The sequence below is a fragment of the Luteimonas saliphila genome, assembly GCF_016774335.1.
Classification (GTDB): Bacteria; Pseudomonadota; Gammaproteobacteria; order Xanthomonadales; family Xanthomonadaceae; genus Luteimonas; species Luteimonas saliphila.
In genome coordinates this window covers 1-22,644 of record NZ_JAETWA010000044.1, presented here as the reverse complement: position 1 = coordinate 22,644, position 22,644 = coordinate 1, and the positions used below count along the sequence as shown (strand labels likewise).

Sequence of the window (22,644 nt, the reverse complement as noted above, 5' to 3'; positions counted from 1 at the left end):
AGCGTGACGCCCGTAGGAGCGCCTTCAGGCGCGACCCGGTCGTCCGGCACGGGCGAGCATCCGGACGTGGTCGCGGCTGAAGCCGCTCCTACAGGGGCGATGCGGAAGTGGCTCAGTCGGTGGTGGTGCTCGGCGAGCGCTTGCGCGCCACTGGCGCGCGCTCGACCGAACACCGCGCGCGGCAGCGCGTGGCAGGGTCGCCCCCCTTCAGGGCGAAAAAGAACAGGAGTGCGGTAATGGGTCAGTCAGTGGTGGTGCTCGGCGCGCAATGGGGCGACGAAGGCAAGGGCAAGATCGTCGACCTGCTCACCGAGGAGATCGGCGCGGTCGTGCGCTTCCAGGGCGGCCACAACGCCGGCCACACGCTGGTCATCGGCGGCAAGAAGACCGTGCTGCACCTGATCCCCTCCGGCATCCTGCGCGCCGACGCGCTGTGCCTGATCGGAAACGGCGTGGTGCTCAGCCCCGCCGCGCTGCGCAAGGAGATCGACGAGCTCGAGGCCAACGGCGTCGAGGTGCGCTCGCGCCTGAAGATCTCCCCGGCCACGCCCCTGATCATGCCGTACCACATCGCCCTGGACCAGGCGCGCGAGAAGGCCGCCGGCGGCAAGGCCATCGGCACCACCGGGCGCGGCATCGGCCCCGCGTACGAGGACAAGGTGGCGCGCCGCGGCGTGCGCGTGGCCGACCTGCACTACCCCGACCAGTTGGCCGAACTGCTGCGCACCGCGCTCGACTACCACAACTTCGTGCTCACCAAGTACCTCGGCGCCGAAGCGGTGGACTACCAGAAGATGCTCGACGAGGCGCTGGAATTCGGCGACTACGTGCAGCCGATGAAGTCCGACGTGGCCGGCATCCTCCACGACCTGCGCAAGCAGGGCAAGAAGGTGCTGTTCGAAGGCGCCCAAGGTTCATTGCTCGATATCGACCACGGCACCTATCCCTACGTCACCAGCTCCAACACCACCGTCGGCGGCGCGCTCGCCGGCACCGGCGTGGGCGCGGACGCGATCGACTACGTGCTGGGCATCTGCAAGGCCTACGCCACCCGCGTGGGCGGCGGCCCGTTCCCGACCGAGCTCGACGACGCAGTGGGCGAGGAGATCCGCAGCAAGGGCCAGGAATTCGGCGCCACCACCGGCCGCCCGCGCCGCTGCGGCTGGATCGACATCGTCGCGCTCAAGCGCGCCGTGGCCATCAACGGCATCAGCGGCCTGTGCATCACCAAGCTCGACGTGCTCGACGGCATGAAGTCGCTGAAGATGTGCATCGCCTACGAATACCGCGGCAAGCGCACCGAGTACGCGCCGCTCGACGCCCAGGGCTGGGACGAGTGCACGCCCGTGTACCTCGAATTCCCCGGCTGGGACGAGAACACCCACGGCATCACCGACTGGGACAAGCTGCCCCCCGCCGCCCGCGCCTACCTGCGCGCGCTGGAGGAACTGGCCGGCTGCCCGCTGGCGATCGTCAGCACCGGCCCGGATCGCGACCACACCATCGTGCTGCAGGATCCATTCGCATGACAATTCGCCATAAATGGCGAATTAGTTGACGATTTTGCTTTTGTTCGCCATATTTGGCGAATTGTGAGCACTTATCTATCGGAATCCGCCATGCTCCGCCAACTGGGCGACCGGTTGGCACAGCTGCGCCTCGCCTTGAACCTGACCCAGGCGGAGGTGGCTGAACAGGCCGGCGTTTCCAAGCGGACGGTGGAACGCCTGGAGGCAGGGGCCACGTCCAGCCAGCTGACCAGCTTCCTGCGCGTGTGCCGCGTGCTGGGGCTGGAGGACAGGCTGGAACGGCTGCTGCCCGACCCGGTGGCAAGCCCCGTCGCGCAGCTGAGGCAGCAGCGGCAGACCCGCAAGCGTGCGTCCGGTCCACCGGAGGACGAGGCGCCGGACGATGGCAGGCCCAAGCGCTGGGTCTGGGAGCCATGACCGTCGCCGAAGTCCAGCTCTGGGGCCGTACCATCGGCGCCGTCTCCCTGGAAGAAGGCGCCGCAGCGGCCGCGTTCGAATATGTGCCGGAGTTCCTGGCCAGCGGCATCGAACTGTCGCCGCTGCACATGCCGCTGCGGCCCCGCATCTACACCTTTCCGGAACTGGCGCCCCGGACCTTCCACGGTCTGCCCGGGCTGCTGGCCGATTCGCTGCCCGATCGCTTCGGCAACGCGCTCATCGACCAGTGGCTGGCGACGCAGGGGCGCTCGCCCCGGGACTTCAACGCCGTCGAGCGCCTCTGCTACACCGGCGCGCGCGGCATGGGCGCGCTCGAGTTCAAGCCCGTGCACGGCCCACGCGCGCGCAAGGCCAGCGCGCTGGACGTGGCCGCGCTGGTGTCGCTGGCCTCCGACATCCTGACCCACCGCCGAGGCCTGACGGCCAGCCTGGAACGCCCGTCCCGCCAGAAGGCCCTGCAGGACATCCTGCGCGTGGGCACCTCGGCCGGTGGCGCGCGCGCCAAGGCGCTGATCGCCTGGAATCCGGAAACCAACGAGGTGCGCTCGGGGCAGGTGCCTGCCGATCCGGGGTTCAGCCACTGGCTGTTGAAGTTCGACGGCGTGTCGGGCAACAAGGACAAGGAACTGCTGGATCCGCTCGGTTACGGCGCCATCGAATTCGCCTACGCGCTGATGGCGAAGGCGGCCGGGATCGACATGAGCGAATGCCGGCTGCTGGAAGAGAACGGACGCCGCCACTTCATGACCCGGCGCTTCGATCGCCTCGACGACGGCATGAAGCTGCACATGCAGTCGCTCGGTGCGCTGGCGCACTTCGACTACAACCTGCCCGGGGCCTATTCCTACGAACAGGCCTTCCTGGTGATCCGCCAGCTCGGCCTGCCGATGGCGGCGATCGAGCAGCAGTTCCGCCGCATGCTGTTCAACGTGGTGGCACGCAACCAGGACGACCACGTCAAGAACATCGCCTTCCTGATGGACATGGAGGGCCGCTGGTCGCTGGCCCCCGCGTTCGATGTCAGCTACAGCTACAACCCCGACGGCGCCTGGACCGCGACCCACCAGATGACCCTCAACGGCAAGCGGGACGGTTTCACGCGCGAGGACTTCAGGGCCTGCGCGGCGGTCGCGGGCCTGAAGCGCGGGCGAGACGGGAAGCTGCTGGAGGAAGTGCTCGCAACGGTGGCCCAGTGGCCGGGATTCGCCCGCGACGCGGGCGTCGACGAACGCCAGGCCACGCAGATCGGGGCCGTCCACCGGCTGCGGTTCTAGGCGCGTCGGCGAAACCCGGAATCTGAAGGGTCGCCTTTCCAGCGCCCGCACCAGCAGCCCCTGGCTCCCGCTCCCGTTTCACGGGAGAGGGTTGGGGTGAGGGCAGGCCGCAGCCAGGATCCTTCCGCGCCTCCGGCGCGCCCCACCTGCTTTAGCCCCCTCTCCCGTTTCACGGGAGAGGGCTGGCGTGAGGGCAGGCCGCAGCCAGAATCCTTCCGCGCCTCAGCTCTTGCCCCCTCTCCCGTTTTACGGGAGAGGGCTGGGGTGAGGGCAGGCCGCAGCAACGATGTATCCGCGCCTTCGGTGCGCCCCACCGAACGTCGGAAGGAAATGCCCCGCATCCGGCAGGCGCAGCGCTCAAGCCGCCGCCCGCAACCGCGCCCCCGGAAAATCCACCGGCACCCCCAGCGCCACATTCACGCAATTGGTGAACAGGTTCAGCGCCACATGCGCCAGCAGCTCGACCACCTCGCCATCGTCGAACCCCGCCGCCCGCAGCGCCTCCACCTCGGACGCCTCCACCTGCCCGCGCCGCTCCACCACCGCCAGCGCAAAGCGCAGCGCCGCCGCCGTCTTCGGGTCGTCCGAACGCCCGTCCTGCGCCTCACTCATCTCCTGCGCACTCGCACCAGCCTTGCGCCCCAGCACCGTATGCGCGGCCAGGCAGTACTCGCAGGCGTTGCGGTTGGCGATGGCCACCGCCACCTGCTCGCCCAGCCGCGCGGGCAGGGCGCCGCCGCCCAACGCGCCGAACGCGCCCCACATCGACTTCAGCGCGGCGGGCGAATTGGCCACCGCGCGGAACATGTTCGGGGTGGCGCCGAAGGCGGCGTGGATCTCGGACAGGATGGCCTGGCGCTCGACGGTGGTGTCGGCGGGGTTCACGAGGGGGATACGGGACATGGCATGGGCTCCTTGGGTTGGACGCCGCCGGAAGTGGCGGCTGCGGCTAGACTAGGCCCCCGTTCTGGACGCAAGGGTGCGATCCGTCCATGAAACCTGCCGATTCGTCCAAACCAGACGCCCCCGAGCCCACCCCGGTCGACCGCCTCGCCCCCATCCTCGACCGCTTCCACGTCCGCGCCCAGCTGTTCCACACCGGCCCGCTATGCGGCCTGCACGTGTTCGACGCCGCCCCCGGGCGCGCCTTCCTGCACGTGCTGCGCCGGGGCACGATGGAGGTCGAGCACCAGGGCGACCACGGCCTGGTGCGCACCGCGCTCGCCGAGCCCACCCTGCTGCTGTTCCCGCGCCCGGTGCACCACGTGTTCCGCAACGCCCCGGTGGACGGCCCGGACTTCACCTGCGCCACGCTCGATTTCGACGGCGGCGAGCGCAACCCCATCGTCCAGTCGCTGCCCGCCCTGTTGGCCGTGCCGCTGGCCGCGGTGGAGGGCCTGCGCCCCACGCTCGACCTGCTGTTCGCCGAAGCCGACCGCGTGCGCTGCGGCTCGCGCCTGCTCGCCGGCCGCCTGTTCGAGGTGCTGCTGGTGCAGGTGCTGCGCTGGGCGCTGGACCACCCGGCGCAGTCCGGCGTGCACCACGGCACGCTCGCCGGCCTGTCGCACCCGCAGCTGGCCAAGGCGCTCAGCGCCCTGCACGCGTGCCCCGGCGAGCCCTGGCCGCTCGAACGCCTGGCCGCGCAGGCCGGCATGTCGCGCAGCGCCTTCGCCGCCGCGTTCAAGCACGCCGTGGGCACCACGCCCGCCGCCTACGTGCTCGACTGGCGCCTGGGCCTGGCCGCCACCCGCCTGCGCGAGGGCAGGGCGGTGAAGCAGGTGGCGCACGAGCTGGGATTTGCGAGGGCGGGGGTACTGTCGAAATCTTTCCGACAGCGCTACGGCGTGTCGCCGCGGCGTTGGTGCAGCGACAATACGGAGTTCTGCCGGAGGTACCCCAATGACTGATCCGTGCCCCGCCTGCATGTGCGCCATCAGTCGTCTCAGCCGCCGCGACTGGCCTTTGTTGCCATATCGGCCCTTTCCCCGGACCACAGTCCAACAAGAAGACACTCGCGCGCCTTCGTTCCTGGGCGTGTTTGTTGGTCATGTCTTTCAACCTCACCAAGAACAAGATCTTTCGAAGAAGGCGAAGTGGATTCAATGAAGAAGAGCAACAAGCGCCCTTCGGAAGCAGTCAAGAGCCTTTACAAGGCGCCGCTGCCGTCGGCGAGAACTGGCCCGCTGTACAACGCCTTCTCCTACCCCACGAAGATCTCACCTGAGGCCATTGCGGTCTTCATTGCAACGCACACCAAGCCCGGCGCCACGGTGCTCGACGCTTTCGGTGGGAGCGGCACGACGGGCCTGGCGGCCATGCTTTGTGACCGACCGACCGCGGGCATGCGCAAGATGGCCCAGGACATGGGGGTCACCCCTGAGTGGGGCCCGAGAAATGCACACCTGTTCGAGATCGGAAAGCTCGGCTCGTTTGTCGCAAGGACGTTGTGTGCCCCCCCAGACCCCGCGGTCTTCTCGAGGGCAGTTGATGAGCTATGTCGGCAGGCCAAGGAGAAGATTGGTTGGCTCTATGCTGCAATGGACCCGCTGGGGAATGAAGGGAGTCTCCGACATGCAATTTGGTCGGACGTTCGCATTTGCCCGAGCTGTGGCGAAGAGACTTCCTATTGGGAAGCAGCGGTACGACGCAAGCCGCTTTCGATGTCAGAGTCGTTCGTCTGCCGCAGCTGCAAGAAGACCCACCGAATTGAAGCGTGCGAACGCGCTTTCGAGACCGTCAGGGATGCTTTCGGCAGGCGCCATGAGACTCGGAAGCGCGTCCTTGTCCGCGTCTATGGCCAGACTGGCAAAACGAAATGGCAGCGACCGCCTACCCAAGAAGACCAAAAGACGGCTGCTGCGGCCAAGAGGGCTGACGTGCCGGAGTCGGCACCTGACGCGGAAATCGTATGGGGCGACCTCCACAGGGCGGGCTACCACCGCGGCATCAAGCGACTCCACCACTTCTACACCCGCAGGAACTTTCTTGCGGTAGCGACCTTGTGGGAGCTCGCTGGGAAGTTTCCAAAGAACGTGCGGGACGCATTGCGCCTGCTAATACTGAGCTATAACTCATCCCACTCGACCCTGATGAGCCGGGTCGTCCTAAAGAAGGGGCAGAACGACCTCGTTCTCACCGGAGCGCAAAGTGGCGTCCTCTACATCAGCGGTCTTCCCGTGGAGAAGAACGTCATCGAAGGCATTGCCAGGAAGGCCAAGTCCTTCAGGGATGCGTTCGCTTTGGTTCATGCTAGCAACAGCCGCGTTCGGGTGTTCAACAGAACCAGCGAGCGAATGGGCCTGCCTGACGCCTCCGTGGACTACGTCTTCACTGATCCACCCTTCGGCGACTACATCCCCTATGCCGAGTTGAACCAGATCAACGAAATATGGTTGGGCGAGACGACGGACAGGTCCAAGGAGATCATCGTCAGCGACGCACAGAAAAAGGGCGTTGACGCCTACGAGCGAATGATGGGCAACGTCTTTGGTGAGATGGCCAGGGTTCTCAAGTCCGACGGCACCGCAACCGTGGTCTTCCACTCCGCACATTCGGAGATTTGGCGCGCGCTCGTTGCGGCGTATAGCCAGGCCGGCTTTACGGTGGCCGCTGCCAGCATCCTGGACAAGATCCAAGCCAGCTTCAAGCAAGTGGTTTCCACGGTTTCCGTAAAAGGCGACCCGCTCCTCCTACTCACCAAGGCCACAAAGGCTTCATCCCGAAAGACATGCCGGCAGGTCGCCGAACACATTGTCTCGGAGGCGGGAAAGGAAGATCCGCAGATGCTCTACTCCCGCTTCGTCGGTCGCTGCCTTGAAATGGGGGTGCCCATCAACATGGACGCGAGAGAGTTCTACGGTCTAGCCGAGAAGGCGAATGGGGGTAAGGCGTGAGCCCGGGAAGCAAGCTAGCCATTACCGAGGGGTTCTCCGGCGAGGCCGAACGCCGCAAGCGGCTCGGCCAGTACTTTACTGGGACCAGTCTCGGTCGCCTACTCGCCGCCCTGGGCGGAGCAAACAAGAAGACCTCCGTCCTGGATCCGATGAGTGGGAGCGGCGACCTGCTTGTCGCGTGCGCCGAGCTTGGCGTGAATACCAAGGCCATGGGAGCTATTGAAATTGACCCCGTGGCGCTGGAAATGTGTGAGCAACGACTACCCGGCGCGAGGGTGATTCTTGGCAATGCGTTCGATCCGAAGGTGCTTGGAAAGCTGCCTCGCTTGCAGTGGGATCTCGTGATTGCCAATCCGCCCTACGTTCGCTACCAGAGCACCTCCAAGGGGACAGGTAAAGACTACGCGCTGCCAAGCGCTCTGGAGGTCAGAAACGGCCTCATTGCCGCCTTTGGCCTGTTGCCGGCCTTGGATGACACAGACAAGGCCTTGTTTACAAAGCTGGCGCACAGCTACTCCGGGCTGGCAGATCTCGCCGTCCCCTCGTGGATCCTGTGCGCTGGTCTGGTTGCCCCAGGTGGTCGTCTTGCTTTGGTCGTGCCGGAGTCATGGCTCAGCAGGGACTACGCGACCGTCGTCCACTACATGCTGCTGCGCTGGTTCGACATTGAGTACATCGTCGAGGACGAACACGCAGCGTGGTTCGCCGATGCGCAGGTCAAGACAACGTTGCTCGTCGCCAAGCGCATCCCCCGAAGAGAGGGCGTGTTTAGCTTTCCGAAGGATAAGTCCTTTCTGAGGATTGCGGTATCCGGCAATGCCTCCGGCCCGAGCGGACCGTGCTCGCGTCTAAGGCAGGGCCAGCGTGATCCTGAAAAGCACTTCGCCAAAGACGCACGCCATTGGCTTAACTCTGGCACCAAGCATGAAGACGACATGCTCAGGGCCTACCATGTTCCCCTGACGCGAGTGGCAACCAATCTGCAGGGCGCCTGCGTGAGGCAGAAATGGCTTTCCTCACTCAATGAGACCCCTGTCGATACCGGCCCCGTCATCCCCCATGAACTTGAAGCATGGCTGGATCGCTCCGCGTCCGCAGGTCGCCCCGCCTCGCTATCGGCATTGGGCGTAAGCGCCGGTCAAGGCTTGCGCACGGGTGCCAACAGCTTCTTCTATTCGGAAGCATCCGAAGACGGTTCTCTGAGCTTCGAGAGGTTGCACCCTGGTCTTCGCTGTACGGCGCCCCCGGACATCGCCATCACTGCTCTGCGCAAGCAAGCCGACCTACCGGAGGGATACACCGCAACTCCGGCAACCACGCCGGGCAGGGTCCTGGATCTTCGCCGCTATGCACTCCCCGAGGATCTCCAGGCCGCGGGCAAGCAGTTTGCCTCGTCATATGAGGCCATGCCGTACGATCTTGCCAAGGTAGTCAGGAAAGCTGGGGGCATGCCATTCGGAGACGAAGGCAGCCTCAAACGGATATGGGAGCTATCGGCAGTCAAGCCCAACATCCGAAAGGGACGGCCGGAAGCAGGTGTTCCGCCTCGCTTCTGGTACATGCTGCCGGACTTTGCACAGCGACATCGACCGGACCTGTTCATTCCGCGGATCAACAGCGGAAGCCCCAAGGCATGGCTGAATGTTGACAGGAAGTGCATCGTCGACGCGAACTTTGCGACGCTTTGGAGCGAAGGGAAAGGCATTAGCAAGCACGCACTGCTTGCCTTGCTCAACTCCGCTTGGACTGCCGCAGCTCTTGAATACTCGGCGTCCGTAATGGGCGGAGGTGCGTTGAAGGTTGAAGCCGCTCACCTCAGGCGGCTCCCTGTTCCTCCTTTGAACCCAGAGACCATTTCCTGCCTCACTCGCCTTGGTAAAGCCCTGGTGCGCGCAAAAGCGGAAGGAAAGGCTCAAGCCACCCTGTACGAGATTGATGTGGCGGTTGCTTCTGCGGCGCTGGGGCGTGCCGCTGTCGAAGATGACGTGGCAGCACTAAGAACACTGGCTTTGGTCGGGCGGACGAAACGGGAAAAGCACAAGAACAAGGGGAGAGCAAAATGACACAGACGCGGTTCGAAGAGGAACCTGCTCGCGAGTTCCTGACAGAAGCAGTCAAGATGATCTCGAAGGGCGAGAAGGAAAGCCCGTTGAGACACAATCTCTCCACTCATCTCTCCCGCATGTTTCCTGACATGCCGTGGTGGGTGAAGGACCACGCCAGCCGCGCCGAAACGAGTTCTGCGTTCCACAAGAAGGGCACTGCGTCGCGAGGCTTTGTCGACGCGTTGGTCGGGGCTACGGCCATCGAGTATGAGAAGGATTTGGGCAATCCAACGATCTTGAAGGAAGGTCTTGGCCAGGTGCATGACTATTGCGCCGACCTACTGAACAAGGGAGTTCCAAAGGAACTTATCGTCGGCGTTTTATCCGATACAGTGAGGTGGCATGCCTATCGTGTCTCAGAGATCCAGCCCCTTTCCGCGGTCCCCGGGTCGGCCATGTACGGCAGGGCTCATCTCACCCTAGAGGAAATCGAGCAGTACGATCTCTCTGCTGCGGGCAGCCCAGAGGCAAAGACGCTAGGCCGATTCCTGGAGCAGTACCTCGGCAGGCTGGGCGCACGACGCCTCAACGCTGAAACGCTCGCGAACGATTTGGGGTTCGACAGCGCCTTTAGCAAACCTCACTGGTTGGCGGTTTCATCCTTGGTTGACGCTGCGTTCTCAGCCAACCCCACCTACGCCGCGCTCATTGAGAAGCTGTGGCGTGACTTCATCTCCTTCCTCGGGGGCGACACGGCGGCAGGCGGGTTCGATCGCCAGACCTATGCAGGGGAACTGTACATCCTCACGCTCGCCAAGCTCATCTGCGCAAACATCCTCGTCGGAAAGGCCCTTACCAGCAAAGACGACGAGCTTGAGGCCATCCTCAACGGCACGTTCTTTCAGAACAAAGGCTTGTCCAACCTTGTCGAGTATGACTACTTCGGCTGGCTCAACGCTCCCCCTCATGTCCAGGCGCTCCTGCCCGTCGCCCGGGCCATCCAAGAGGACCTTCTGGCCTATGACTTTGCCTCCCCGCCCGCTGAGGATCTTTTCGGCGCGCTGATGGCGCAGCTTGCACGACGGTCGCAGCGATTACTCCTTGGACAGGAATGGACGCCCTCGTGGCTGGCCGAGAAGCTTGTCCAGAACACGCTCACCAAGCTGCCCGCAGGACAGGAACCCAGACTGGTAGACATGTGCTGTGGCTCCGGCGCGATGGTGGTCGAGACAGTCAAACAAGCGAAGGACCGACTGATATCTAAGGGCGAGAGTGCTGACTCTCCGGGAGCCTTAATCAGGCTTTCCGAGGCGATTACCGGCTTCGACATTGACCCTCTGGCGGTAATGCTCGCCAAAGTGAGCTGGGTTCTTGCCGCAAGGGACTGGCTTGACCCTGCAAGGCCCGTATCCATTCCTGTTTATCACGCCGACTCCCTGTTTGCGGCGACGCCGCTGACTAAGGTCATCGATGACGGCGGAGTGGCGCACCACGGATTGCTGCTGGACGACCAAGAAGTTGCGCTGCCCGCCTTCCTGATAAGCCCGGAAAGACAATCCCTCTTCGATACCCTGCTCGACAGGGGATATGCCGTGGCTATGGCCAGCGCCAAGAGCAGCGCCTCGGGGATAACACCCGCCGTGATCGACAGTCTGGTGGATCAGGCCGAAAGCACCTCAGGACGCACTCTGACCCAGGATGAGAAGGAACTCATCCGCCAATTCGCCGACTCGCTTCTGACTGCACTCGAGCAGCTACAGCGGGCCGGCCGCAATGGGATCTGGGCGTTTGTTCTGCGAAACAGCTATCGCCCAGGCCTGCTTGGCGGGAAGTTCAACGGGCTCGTGTCCAACCCACCTTGGCTGGCCCTGAGCAAAATCGCAGAGAACCCGTATACGGACGTCCTGAGGAAGAAGGCGGACGACTATTCAATCAGGCCACCCGGCCCTTCCCACCTCCATATCGAGATGGCAACGATCTTCCTGCTTCACGCAGTGGAGCGATACCTGGTCGAGGGCGCTGCAGTTGGCTGCGTTGTGCCGGCGAGCATCACCAACGCTCATCACCACAACCCGTTCAGGGCTGCGTCCTATGCGACGGCGAAGCGCCCCGTCCGCCTGAGAGTTGACGGTCTTTGGCGTGTCGAAAAGGGCACTTTCAAGAACGAGGCGGTTGTCCTGTTTGGCTCCAAAGCGGAACCCGCCTCAACAGGAGACATTCCCGGCCTGATCCTTACCAAGGACAGCGCGAACGCGGTCACCTTCAAGAGGATCGTCAGGGGCAGTCGCACTGCGTGGTCGGAGAACAAGGCGCTGGGAGACAACAACAGCGGCTTATTCAAGCCCGCAGACTTCAGGCAGGGCGCCGATGTGATGCCCCGAACGCTGGTATTTCACTCGCTCGCCAAAGCGGGCGCCAGCTCATGGAACGCTTCACCTATTTTGACGACTTCTCGAGAGCGTTATCTGAAGGCAGACGCCAAGACTCACAAGTCCTTCTCGCTCTCAGTGAATGGGCTGAGCGACTCAGTGATCTTCGACGTTCTCCTGTCTCATCATCTCACCCCGTTCGAAATTGGTGCCGGCGCCAAGGGACTACTACCGATCACGAGAAGCACAGGCTCGTGGAGCCCCCTGTCTCCCACGGAGATCGCCGTAAAAGGACAAGCAACCGACAACGCGTTCAAGAGTGTTCTTGGCGCACTAGGGGGCGCAGCGACGCCGCAAACCTACTTTGATCGCCTTGAGACAGACAGGAAGAAATTGACGAACCAGGCATGGGGGGATGGATGGCTTGTCTTCATGGGAGCGGGCGGATCAAACGTCTGCGCGGCGTACGCCCCGGCATCCGCCCGCCCTCAGGCCAAAACCGTGATCGATCAAACACTGTACTGGACTGAGGTGGCCACCAAAGATGAGGCGGTGTACCTCACCGGATTGCTCAACAGCACCGCCATCAACCAGGTGATCCGAGAGTTCCAGCCTGTAGGCCAGTTTGGGGAGCGCCACATCCACAAGTTGCCACTTGGGGTCACACCACCCTTCGACCCGACCAATCCAGCTCACTTGGATGTGGTGGCCGCTACCGACAACCTGATGGCCGACTGGGAGGGCTTCAAGCTGAACAACTCCGATCGCGTCAAGGAGTTGCTGGATCCGAACAAATCGAAACTCCACATCCGCAGGAAGAAAATCAAGGAAATTCTGGCCTCACTGCCTTCATGGGAGGCATACGAGAACGCCTGCAAAGCAATCTACTGCGTTGACTGAGCCCGTCTCATGTCCGGCCGCAAGCACCACTACCTTCCCCAGCTGATCCAACGCCCATTTGCCTACCGTCGACAGGGCAAGGAGTTCTACGTCCATGCCCATCACCGTACCCGAGGCAAGTTCACCCCCAATACCAGCGGGCTTGGAAAGGAGCTGGACTTCTATGGCGATCCAACCGACACCAGCCTGGACGACGCCATCACCCGTGGCGAGGACGCACTGGCCGAGACCGTGCAGGCCATCAACCGAGGGGATGCCGTTACCCCCGCGGACATGGCCACTCTCCTCTGCGCTTTGGCCTTCCGCACCAAGTCCATGCGGGAGGCGCTGGTCGGGTTGTTACCCGCCCTCCTGGAAGCACTGCGAGCGAAGTTGCTTGACCCCATGCGTTTGCGTCGCGACCTCATGGCCAGCCTGTCCGACCCCAAGACGCAGAAGCGCCTCATCAACGAAGAGATCAACAAGCGTTTCGGCCATATGCATCGCGAGCAGCGGGCAAAGGCTTACGGCTTTATCAGTTCGCAATGGAAATCCCACGTCGCGACCAATGAAGCTCATCTGGTGGCCGAGGCTTGGCAAATGGCCTATGTGTTCCTGGCCAAGGCCCGCGCCGAAGCGGACGCTTGGGCCAACAACGCGTACTTGAATGCGCTGGGCAAAGACCCTGCCATGGCTACGCGTGCCACCCGTATGGCCACCGACTTAACGTTCGACATAGTCGACGCCCATGCAGACGAGTTCTTCATCCTTGGCGATTGCGGACCCGTTGCGATGTTCTCTGACGGAAAGCCCAGGCTGATATTAGCCGCCATTTCCAGTGACGTTGTAATCGAGGCTGTGTTCCTTCCGGTCTCACCCACACGCTGCATTGTCGGCCACCTCCCGAATACACCTCCGTGTCTCGGCGTGACCGACATTAACCACATGAGCGCGTCGCTGTCCCTCGAATTCTTCATCAGCGATCGCGACACAGAAGGCGCGCTGGACGGCCTCCGGGAAGCCATCGGATCTTTAGTCCCCATTGAGGCCGAGGAGGACATCATTCGATCACTGGTACAGGAGCGTGGTTAACCCCCTTGCGCCCGGCAGTCCTCTGCTAGCCTGGCTTGTTGGTGGAGGGAATCCGGAAGATCGGGGTTAGGTTCACTTTCTCTGCTTCCCAGCACGTGGATGTCGCATACGTTGCGGCTCTTAGCCGTCCAGGCGCATTCCACGGCCGGATTTGCACCAGGGTCGGGCCGCCGCGCCTTGCGCGCGACTGGAATCCAGTGGGGCGCAAACGAATGTCGCTTGCGCGCAAGCCTTCGTGGCTTGCGATTGATCGTCGAGTGTGGGTGTGCGGTCCAGATTTGATTGCGTGCAGGTCAATTTCGCTCGCGCGCGACTGTTGCTGCGTTGCGCGCAACACGGATTCACTTGCGCGCAACCGCCGAATGGTTGCGCGCAAGGGATGCGGTCCGAGCGGTTGGGACGCCTGTATGCCGCCCTGGCGGCGGTGGAAGCCGAGCTGGCCGGGATGGCCGCGCTGGGCCCGGACCAGATCCGCGAGCTGACCAAGATGGGCGCCAAGTCCGAGGCCTTCGTGCGCCAGAGCACGGTGGCCTTCGGCGAGAACCCGGGCGTGCTGCCGCGCAACTTCGCCTGGAAGGCTTCCAGCGCGACCTAGCCGCGCTCGATGCGCTGCGCCCGCGGCTGCAGCGGCTCACGCGCATGCACGAGCGCATGTCGGGCGCGGAGATCGCGCTGGGCAGCGACCTGATGAACGGGGCGCTGGAGGGGTATGCGGTGCTGAAGGTGTCGGGGAAGGGGGAGGGGATGGAGGCGCTGAAGCGGTTGTTGTCGCAGCGGTTCAACCGGTCGCCGCGTTCGGCGGGGGTGGATGGGACTCCGGAATCCGTGCCTGCGGGTTGATCGCGACTGGGTCCGCGATTGGCTGTGGTGGCCCCGCTTTTGGCGGGGCTTTTTTGTTGCTGCAAAGCGTGATGCTGATACGGATGCGCAGGCTTGACTCCGACTGATTCTGGTAGCAGGCTAGTTCTACGGAGCCTAGAAACTCCGCACACAGCGGTACCCACCTCCGACAAACCGGTGGGTTTTTTGTGCCCGCGTGTTTTTTGCGGGCACAACCGACGCGATGCCTGCGTCGGGAGGGCGGTGAATACAAGACCCGAAAGGGAAATAAGCCCGCCGGCTGTGTGCGGTTTCTAGCCTCCCGACTTCCCGTCGGCCGCGTTGCGGTGGGCGGGCACTTCATGGAACGAGGAGGCTACTATGTCGAAGCACGACGACGAAACGGGCGGTACCGGCGGTACGGGCTATTTCCTGCCGGAGGACAGCGAGTTCCGGCTGCGGAAGCTGCGCAACCACATGGCGTTCCTGTCGCAACTGGCGCAGCCGCGCTCGGACGAGGAGGAGCACGGCGGCGGGCCGGAGATCGAACCGGCGGACCTGGAGGTCTGCCTGGAGTTGCTGGCCGAGCAGGTGCAGCGGGTGCTGGACGAGGTGGCGTGGCCGGCGAAGGTGGTGCAGGCGGGCGCGACGGTCAGAGCGTCGCACGCGTCCGGCGCGATGGATGCGGAGACCGCGGACGCCGCGGACGAAGACGCCGATGGCGACGATGATGATGTGCCGGAGGGTCCCGATGCGGACTCGGTGCGCTATGCGTTCGGCATGACCGGCGACCAGTTCGATACGCTCGATCGCCTGGTCCAGACGATCTCGGCCCATGGCGACATGGTGGCGAACGGCGACGCCGCCGCCCTTGCCAGCGACACCGTGCCGCTGGTGGGGCAGGCGATCTTCGACGGGATGGAAGCCGTACGCGCCCTCCTGGATGCGGTGGAGGCGCAGGCGTTGGGGCAGCCGCGCGGTCGGACCGGCATCGGCGAAGAGCAGGCCGTCTACGGCCCCCGGATCCGCCGCCCGATGTTTCCGCGACCGGCGGGGTCGACGCGGCACCCGGAATCGCGCGCCCTGCATTGAAAGCGCTCCTGCGGTGCCAGCCGCGAAGGGCTGGCACCGTGCATGCCTGTCGACCACCGGGATCAGCATCGCTCGCATGCGAAGTCGAGCTTGGTGGCCGGACACCGGACGACGGGCGCGCCTCTGTAGCACGTTTGTGCTACTGTGCGGAACCGCAGCACACCGGATGCCCCCATGAGCACCACCACCATCCGCCTGCCCGAAGACCTGAAAGCCCGCGTCGCCCAGGCGGCGGAAGCGGCCGGCACCACTTCGCACAACTTCATCCTGGAAGCCATCGCCGAGAAGGCCGCGCTGGCCGAGCAGCGCGCCGAGTTCCACGCACTCGCGGACCAGCGCTATGCGCAGTTCCTGGAGTCGGGTGAAAGCATCCCGTGGGAAGAGGCTCGCACGTATCTGATGCAGCGAATCGCAGGCAAACCCGCGAAGCGGCCGTTGGCCAGGAAGCAGGCCCGATAGGTGGCGCGCGTCCGGCTGGCGCCCGGCGTACTCGACGATTTCGACAGGATCGTCGACCACCTGCATCAGCACGAGGTCGAGGCGGCCGACGACCGCGTGAACGAGATCGTCAGCGCACTGGATGTGCTTGCCGACAACCCGCTGATCGGTCGCCCGGCAGGTGACGATAGGCGCGAGCTGCTGATCGGCCGCGATGCGCATGGCTACGTGGCGCTGTATCGCTTTCTTGCGGTGATCGACACCGCGCTTGTGCTGGCGATCCGTGCGCAACGCGAGGGAGGCTACGCACGCCCGTAGTCTGGAGCCAAGGGGGCGGGCGCCAGGCTGGGGAGGCTCCGCTTTGGTGGGGTCTCTACTGTTTCGGGTGCTTCGTTGGCGCGGCGAAGAGCGCCCTCATCCGCCCCTTCGGGGCACCTTCTCCCGTCAAACGGGAGAAGGGACATCAAGAGTATCGGCGCGCGGAATGCTCAGCCTTTGACGTAGGCGGCGAGTTCTTCAGGGTGGCCTTGGGGGAAGGCGTCTTTCAGGAATTCCAGGAAGGCGGAGACGCGCGCGCTCAGCAGGCGGCGGGAGGGGTATAGGGCCCAGAGTTCGATCGGCGGGCCCTGGCCGTCGCCCCAGTGCACGAGGGTGCCGGCGCGCAGGTCGGCGGCCACGAGCGAGAGCGGCAGCAGGGCGGCGCCGATGCCGGTGCGCACGGCGTCGCGGATCATGATCAGCGAGGCCAAGCGCAGCACCGGGTCGATCGCGATGCGCTGTTCGCCGGTGCCGGTCGCGAGCGTCCACGCCGTGTCCTGGCTGGCGACGCGCACCACGGCGGGCACCGGCGTGTCCTGCGCCGGGCGCGGCAGGGTGGGGGCGGCCACCGCCACCAGGCGGTCGCGCAGCAGCACGCGGCCCACCAGCTGCGCGTCGCGCTGCGGGTTCACGCGGATCACCAGGTCGACGCCTTCCTCCACCATGTCCACCGGCCGGTCTTCGGTGGTGATCTCCAGCTGCACCTGCGGATGGCGCCGCGCGAACTCGGCCGCCAGCGTGCCCAGGGCGGTCTGCGAGAACAGCAGCGGGGCGCTGACGCGCAGCCGGCCGCGCGGTGTGTCGCCGCCGGAGGCGATGGCGGCGGTGGCTTCGCCCAGTTCGGTCAGCAGCGCCTCGGTGCGCTCGAACAGGGCGCGGCCTTCCTGGGTCAGCTTCAGCGCGTGCGAGCCGCGCTCGAACAGCCGCACCCCGAGGCTGGCTTCCAGCTCCGACACCCGGCGCGACAGGGTGGCCTTGGGCCGGTCCGCCAGCCGGGCCGCGCGGCCGAAGCCGCCGTGGCGCGCCACCAGGTTGAAATCGGCCAGCGCCAGGAGATCCATGTGTTCCGCCAGTGGGACAGGTGGTCCAAGTATATGGGCTATCGGTCCGTCAGCGAACCGACAACCATGGGCCTCCCAACCAACACGGAGCTTTCCCATGACCATCCTCGTCACCGGCGCCACCGGCCAGATCGGCCGCCAAGTCGTCCAGCAGCTCGTCGACCGCGGCGCCGACGTGCGCGCCCTCGTCCGCACTCCCGCCACCGCCGATCTGCCCGACGGCGTGGACGTGGTGCAGGGCGACCTGCTGGATGTCGACGCCCTGCGCCGCGCCTTCGCCGGCGTGCGCACCCTGTTCCTGCTCAACGCCGTGGTGCCCGATGAATTCACTCAGGCGCTGATCGCGCTCAACGTGGCGCGCGAGGCCGGCGTGCAGCGGCTGGTCTACCTGTCGGTGATCCACAGCGACCGCTACGTCGACGTGCCGCACTTCGCCGGCAAGTACGGCGTGGAGCGGATGATCGAGCAGTCGGGCTTCAACGCCACCATCCTGCGGCCGGCGTACTTCATCGACAACGACCTCACCATCAAGGACGTGGTGCTGCAGCACGGCGTGTATCCCATGCCGATCGGCGGCAAGGGGCTGGCGATGATCGACACGCGCGACATCGCCGAGATCGCGGCACTCGAACTGCTGGCCCGCGACCGCGCGGCAGACGGCACGGCGCTGACGCGGCTCAACCTCGTCGGCCCGGACACCCTCACCGGCGAGGACGTCGCGCGCCTGTGGTCCGACGTGCTGCAGCGCCCGATCGCCTACGGCGGCGACGACACCGCCGGGTTCGAGCAGAACCTGCGGCAGTTCATGCCCGCCTGGATGGCCTACGACATGCGCCAGATGGCCGGGCGCTTCCTCACCGACGGCATGCGGCCCGAGGCGGGCGATGTGGCTCGGCTGGAAACATTGCTGGGCCGTCCCCTGCACGCCTATCGGGACTTCGCGGCGGCGATCGCGGCCGCGGCCTGAGCTGCCGTACACACAGGTCCCGGATGCGCTGCGCTTATCCGGGTTACGGTTGCGGACGTGCGTCGGTGGCGGTCGTTCACGGGCCAGGCGCCGTAGCCCGGATAAGGCCGCAGGCCGCATCCGGGGCATGCGCAACGTGTCATGGGAAGCGCTGGGACGCGCCATGGGGAGAAGGTCCCGGATGCGCTGCGCTTATCCGGGCTACGGCGGCGGACGTGCGCCGGTGGTGGTCGTTCACGGGCCAGGCGCCGTAGCCCGGATAAGGCCGCAGGCCGCATCCGGGGGATGGGCAAGGTGTCATGGGAGCGCTGAGACGCGCCATGGGGAGAAGGTCCCGGATGCGCTGCGCTTATCCGGGCTACGGGGGCGGACGTGCGCCGGTGGTCGTTTACCGGCCAGGCTCACCTGGTGAGACTGGCCGCCACAACACTGGCCCGCCCGACCAGGAAAGGCCCCATGAACGCCATCCTCCACGCCAGGCCGCTGCCTGCGCCCGTTCCGTCCGGTGGGCAGCTGGCGCGTCGCCTGGCCGATCGCTATGCCGACCGGGTCACCGGGCAGTTCACCATCCCGGGTCAGGCGGCCGACCTGCGGCCGCTGCCGCGCGACCTGCCGCCCGCGCTCGAAGCGGCGCTGCAGGCGCGCGGCATCCGCTCGCTGTATTCGCACCAGGCGCAGGCCTGGGAGGCGGCGCGGGCGGGGCGGCACGTGGTGGTGGCCACGCCCACGGCGTCGGGCAAGTCGCTGTGCTACACGCTGCCGGTGGTCAGCGCGGCGCTGGAGCAGGGGGCCAAGGCGCTGTACCTGTTCCCCACCAAGGCGCTGGCCCAGGACCAGGTGGCCGAGCTGCTGGAACTCAATGCCGCAGGCCAGCTTGGGCTGCGCGCGGCGACCTTCGATGGCGACACGCCGGGCGATGCGCGCCAGGCCATCCGGCTCAATGGCGACATCGTGGTCAGCAACCCCGACATGCTCCACCAGGCGATCCTTCCGCACCACACCAAGTGGGCCCGATTCTTCGAGAACCTGCGCTACGTGGTGATCGACGAGGTGCACACCTACCGCGGCGTGTTCGGCTCGCACGTGGCCAACGTGATCCGCCGGCTCAAGCGCGTGTGCGCGTTCTACGGGGTGACGCCGCAGTTCGTGCTGTGCTCGGCGACGATCGGCAACGCCGCGCAGCACGCCAGTGCGCTGATCGAGGATGCCGTGGAGGCGATCACCGACAGCGGCGCGCCCACCGGCGACAAGCACATCCTGCTGTGGAACCCGCCGGTGGTGAATGCGGACCTGGGCATCCGCGCGTCGGCCCGTTCGCAGGCCAACCGCATCGCGCGCATGGCGATCAAGTCGGGCCTGAAGACGATGGTGTTCTGCCAGTCGCGGCTGATGGTCGAGGTGCTCACCAAGTACCTCAAGGAAGTGTTCGACCACGACCCGCGCAAGCCGCGACGCATCCGCGCCTATCGCGGCGGCTACCTGCCCACCGAGCGGCGCGAGGTTGAGCGGGAGATGCGCTCGGGCCGGATCGACGGCATCGTCAGCACCTCCGCGCTCGAACTCGGCGTGGACATCGGCAGCCTCGACGTGGTGGTGCTCAACGGTTACCCCGGTTCCATCGCGCAGACCTGGCAGCGCTTCGGGCGCGCGGGCCGGCGCCAGCAGCCGTCGATCGGCGTGCTGGTGGCCAGCAGCCTGCCGCTGGACCAGTACGTGGTGCGCCATCCGGAGTTCTTCGCCAGCGCCACGCCCGAGCAGGCGCGCATCGAGCCCGACCAGCCGCTGATCCTGATGGACCACATCCGCTGTGCGGCCTTCGAGCTGCCGTTCCTCGCAGGCGATGCGTTCGGGCCGGTGGATCCGGGCCCGTGGCTCGAAGTGCTGGTGGAAAGCGGCGTGCTGCACCAGGAGGGCGAGCGCTGGGAATGGATCGCCGACAGCTATCCGGCGCAGGCGGTGAACCTGCGCTCGGTGGCCGACGGCAACTTCGTGGTGGTCGACCGCACCAACGGGCGCCAGACCATCATCGCCGAGGTCGACTATTCGGCCGCGGCGCTCACGCTGTACGAAGGCGCGATCCACATGGTGCAGTCCGAGCCCTACCAGGTCGAACGCCTGGACTGGGAAGGGCGCAAGGCCTACGTGCAGCAGACCCACGTGGACTATTACACCGACGCCATCGACTACACCAAGCTCAAGGTGCTCGACGAAGCCGACGGCGCGCCGGCCGGGCAGGGCAGTGCGCACCACGGCGAGGTGCACGTGCTGCGGCGGGTGTCGGGCTACAAGAAGATCCGCTTCCACACCCACGAGAACATCGGCTACGGGCCGGTCACCCTGCCCGACCAGGAACTGCACACCACCGCGTGTTGGTGGCAGCTGCCGCAGCGGGTGCTCGATGCGAGTTTCGACAGCCGGCAGGATGCGCTCGATGGTTTCCTGTCGGCGGCGTATGCGCTGCACCTGGTGGCGATGGTCTGCGTGATGGCCGAGGGGCGCGACCTGCAGAAGGCGGTGGGCAGCGGCGACGGCGCGTGGTTCGCGACTGCGGACCAGGCCGGCCGCGGGCAGATCCGTTCGGGCGACAGTGGCGAGGCGATGGTGGAAACCGCGCGCGGGTTCACGCCCACGCTGTTTCTCTACGACAACTATCCGGGCGGGGTGGGGCTGTCGCTGCCGCTGTTCGAGCGCCGCGAGGATCTGCGCCGGCAGGCGCTGGACCTGATCCGCTCGTGCCCGTGTGCGCACGGGTGTCCCGCGTGCGTGGGGCCGATCCTGGCCAGCAGCGAAGCGGCGGGCAAGTCGGTCAAGGCGGCGGGTATGCAGGTGCTCGAACTGCTCGGAGACGTTGCTTGAGCGCACTGGCCAAACGTCTGGCCGGGCTCCGGCAACAGGCCGGCGCGGCGACGCGCCCCGTGGACACGCCCGCTGGGCCGCACGCGTCACCGCGCGAGAAGACCACCGTCGGATGGGCGGTGCCGCCCGCCGCGCCATGCGCGAAGACGACCGATGGGCAAACGGCGCTGCACGCTGCCACATGCGGGAAGACGGCCGGCGGGCAGGTGGCACTGCCCGCTGCGCCGCACGGGAAGGCCACCCGCGATGAGGTGGCGCCGCACTACGCGCCGCGCGAGAAGAAAACGGACGATCAGCTGTTGCGGCCTGCTGTCTCGCGCGGGAAGAGGACCGGCGATCAGGTAGCGCTGCCCGGTGCGCTTCGCGGGAAGACGTCCAGTGACAAGTTGTCGCTGCCCGCTGCTCCTGCCGGCAAGACCGTTGACGATCAGGTGGCGCCCTCCGCTGCATCGCGCGCGAAGACCACCGGTGAGCAGGTGGCGCAGCTGCGCAAGCTGCTCGGCCTGCGCCCGCGCGCGCTACCGCCGATGCGCAGTTTCGACCGCAGCCTGGAGGGCATCGAACTCGCGCCGGGCCTGCGCTACATCGAGAAGTGGGTGCCCTTCGAACGCCTGCCCGAGCGCCTGGACCTGACGGCGCTCAAACTCACCGCGTTCGATCACGACGGGATCGAGACCCACCGCATCCTCGCCTTCGACACCGAGACCACCGGCCTCGCGGGCGGCACCGGCACGCGCGCCTTCATGATCGGCGCCGGCGACTGGCGCGACGGCGGCCTGCGCATCCGCCAGTTGCTGATGACCACGATGGGCGCCGAGCAGGCGATGCTGCAGGAGTTCGCGCGCTGGCTGGAGCCGCGCACCGTGCTGTTGTCCTACAACGGCAAGTGCTACGACCGCCCGCTGCTGAGCACGCGCTACACCCTGGCGCGGCTCGCGGATCCGGTGTTCGGGCGCGACCACATCGACCTGCTGCACCCCGTCCGCCGGCACTACCGCGGCGTCTGGGAGAACTGCCGCCTGGCCACGGTGGAGCGGCAACTGCTCGGCGTGGTGCGCGAAGACGACCTGCCCGGATCGGAAGCGCCCGCGGCGTGGTTGAACTATCTGCGCGGCGGCAGCGCCGACAAGCTGCGACGGGTAGGCGACCACAACGCCCAGGACCTGCGCAGCCTGTCCGGACTGCTGGTGCATTTCCATGCGCAGGCGCAGCTGTTGGCCCGGCCGGTGTGACACGCCGGCGTCGCCCCGATGCCCTGTAGGAGCGGCCCATGGCCGCGACTGCCGTCGCGTGGGACCTGCCGCGTCGGGTCCGCGCCCGGTCGCGGCCATGGGCCGCTCCTAAAGGATGCGAGACCCGCGGCTGGGGTGGGGTCGTCCATGTCGGCCTTGTCGGCGAGGAAGGCGGTACGGCAGCGCGCTTGGCCGCTTGGCTGGCCGAAGAAGATCGCTGGAGCACAGCATTCCCCGGCTTGGGTCTCTCCGGTCCATTCCCCGCCGCCGACGTCGTCCGATGCCCTGTAGGAGCGGCCCATGGCCGCGACTGCCGTCGCGTGGGACCTGCCGCGTCGGGTC

General features: G+C 65.9%; 16 protein-coding genes and 2 pseudogenes. 16 read left to right on the top strand and 2 right to left on the bottom strand.

The annotated features are described in order from the left end of the window. Positions 1-236: 236 nt before the first annotated feature. The 3 genes from JMO03_RS15065 (at position 237) to JMO03_RS15055 (ending at position 3,241) form a co-directional block, all read left to right on the top strand. Positions 237-1,529, top strand: coding sequence for an adenylosuccinate synthase (locus JMO03_RS15065; protein ID WP_202844568.1), 1,293 nt, complete (start codon positions 237-239; stop codon positions 1,527-1,529). 90 nt (positions 1,530-1,619) lie between these two features. Beyond that, a complete protein-coding gene (locus JMO03_RS15060) occupies positions 1,620-1,946 on the top strand; it encodes a helix-turn-helix transcriptional regulator (protein ID WP_202844567.1) in 327 nt (108 codons plus the stop codon). Beyond that, positions 1,943-3,241 (top strand): type II toxin-antitoxin system HipA family toxin, encoded by a 1,299-nt coding sequence (locus JMO03_RS15055; protein WP_202844566.1) that lies wholly within the window; start codon positions 1,943-1,945, stop codon positions 3,239-3,241. The genes JMO03_RS15060 and JMO03_RS15055 overlap by 4 nt, the downstream gene beginning before the upstream one ends. A gap of 357 nt (positions 3,242-3,598) precedes the next feature. On the opposite strand, the gene JMO03_RS15050 is transcribed toward JMO03_RS15055, so the two are convergent. Continuing rightward, positions 3,599-4,144, bottom strand: coding sequence for a carboxymuconolactone decarboxylase family protein (locus tag JMO03_RS15050; protein WP_202844565.1), 546 nt, complete (start codon positions 4,142-4,144; stop codon positions 3,599-3,601). Between the two features lie 89 nt (positions 4,145-4,233). Between JMO03_RS15050 and JMO03_RS15045 the strand changes: the two genes are divergently transcribed. From JMO03_RS15045 to JMO03_RS15005, 10 genes are all read left to right on the top strand, one after another. Further along, positions 4,234-5,148 carry an AraC family transcriptional regulator gene (locus JMO03_RS15045; protein ID WP_202844564.1) on the top strand — a complete coding sequence of 305 codons (915 nt, stop codon included), beginning with the start codon at positions 4,234-4,236 and terminating at the stop codon, positions 5,146-5,148. Positions 5,149-5,343: 195 nt separating this feature from the next. Beyond that, the gene (locus JMO03_RS15040; protein WP_202844563.1) at positions 5,344-7,134 is read left to right on the top strand and encodes a DNA methyltransferase; all 1,791 of its coding nucleotides are present in this window, start codon (positions 5,344-5,346) and stop codon (positions 7,132-7,134) included. Beyond that, on the top strand, positions 7,131-9,197 hold the full coding sequence (locus JMO03_RS15035) for an N-6 DNA methylase (RefSeq protein WP_202844562.1): 2,067 nt from the start codon (positions 7,131-7,133) through the stop codon (positions 9,195-9,197). Before JMO03_RS15040 ends, JMO03_RS15035 begins: the two co-directional genes overlap by 4 nt. Beyond that, positions 9,194-12,448 (top strand): class I SAM-dependent methyltransferase, encoded by a 3,255-nt coding sequence (locus JMO03_RS15030; protein ID WP_202844561.1) that lies wholly within the window; start codon positions 9,194-9,196, stop codon positions 12,446-12,448. The genes JMO03_RS15035 and JMO03_RS15030 overlap by 4 nt, the downstream gene beginning before the upstream one ends. Positions 12,449-12,457: 9 nt before the next feature. Next, the gene (locus JMO03_RS15025) at positions 12,458-13,519 is read left to right on the top strand and encodes a DUF4238 domain-containing protein (RefSeq protein WP_202844560.1); all 1,062 of its coding nucleotides are present in this window, start codon (positions 12,458-12,460) and stop codon (positions 13,517-13,519) included. A gap of 394 nt (positions 13,520-13,913) precedes the next feature. After that, a complete protein-coding gene (locus tag JMO03_RS21210) occupies positions 13,914-14,114 on the top strand; it encodes a hypothetical protein (RefSeq protein WP_238346226.1) in 201 nt (66 codons plus the stop codon). 44 nt (positions 14,115-14,158) lie between these two features. Next, a complete protein-coding gene (locus JMO03_RS21205; RefSeq protein WP_238346225.1) occupies positions 14,159-14,359 on the top strand; it encodes a hypothetical protein in 201 nt (66 codons plus the stop codon). A gap of 360 nt (positions 14,360-14,719) precedes the next feature. Beyond that, the gene (locus tag JMO03_RS15015; RefSeq protein ID WP_202844559.1) at positions 14,720-15,430 is read left to right on the top strand and encodes an XAC0095 family protein; all 711 of its coding nucleotides are present in this window, start codon (positions 14,720-14,722) and stop codon (positions 15,428-15,430) included. Between the two features lie 174 nt (positions 15,431-15,604). Further along, positions 15,605-15,889, top strand: a complete 285-nt coding sequence (locus JMO03_RS15010; protein ID WP_202844558.1) for a type II toxin -antitoxin system TacA 1-like antitoxin — start codon at positions 15,605-15,607, stop codon at positions 15,887-15,889. Continuing rightward, entirely contained in the window at positions 15,890-16,186 is a 297-nt protein-coding gene (locus JMO03_RS15005) for a type II toxin-antitoxin system RelE/ParE family toxin (RefSeq protein ID WP_202844557.1), read from the top strand. It abuts the gene before it with no gap. Between the two features lie 170 nt (positions 16,187-16,356). Here JMO03_RS15005 and JMO03_RS15000 read toward each other — a convergent pair whose 3' ends face one another. Further along, positions 16,357-17,247: a LysR family transcriptional regulator gene (locus JMO03_RS15000; RefSeq protein WP_202844556.1), complete on the bottom strand. Its 891-nt coding sequence runs from the start codon at positions 17,245-17,247 to the stop codon at positions 16,357-16,359. A gap of 97 nt (positions 17,248-17,344) precedes the next feature. Here JMO03_RS15000 and JMO03_RS14995 point away from each other — a divergent pair, with 97 nt between their 5' ends. The 3 genes and pseudogenes from JMO03_RS14995 to JMO03_RS14985 form a co-directional block, all read left to right on the top strand. Beyond that, a complete protein-coding gene (locus JMO03_RS14995) occupies positions 17,345-18,214 on the top strand; it encodes an SDR family oxidoreductase (protein ID WP_202844555.1) in 870 nt (289 codons plus the stop codon). Positions 18,215-18,727: 513 nt separating this feature from the next. Beyond that, a pseudogene (locus JMO03_RS14990) lies at positions 18,728-21,070 on the top strand (DEAD/DEAH box helicase); the annotation flags it as partial. Between the two features lie 431 nt (positions 21,071-21,501). Then, positions 21,502-22,302 (top strand): annotated as a pseudogene (locus tag JMO03_RS14985) (ribonuclease H-like domain-containing protein); the annotation flags it as partial. Positions 22,303-22,644: the final 342 nt, after the last annotated feature.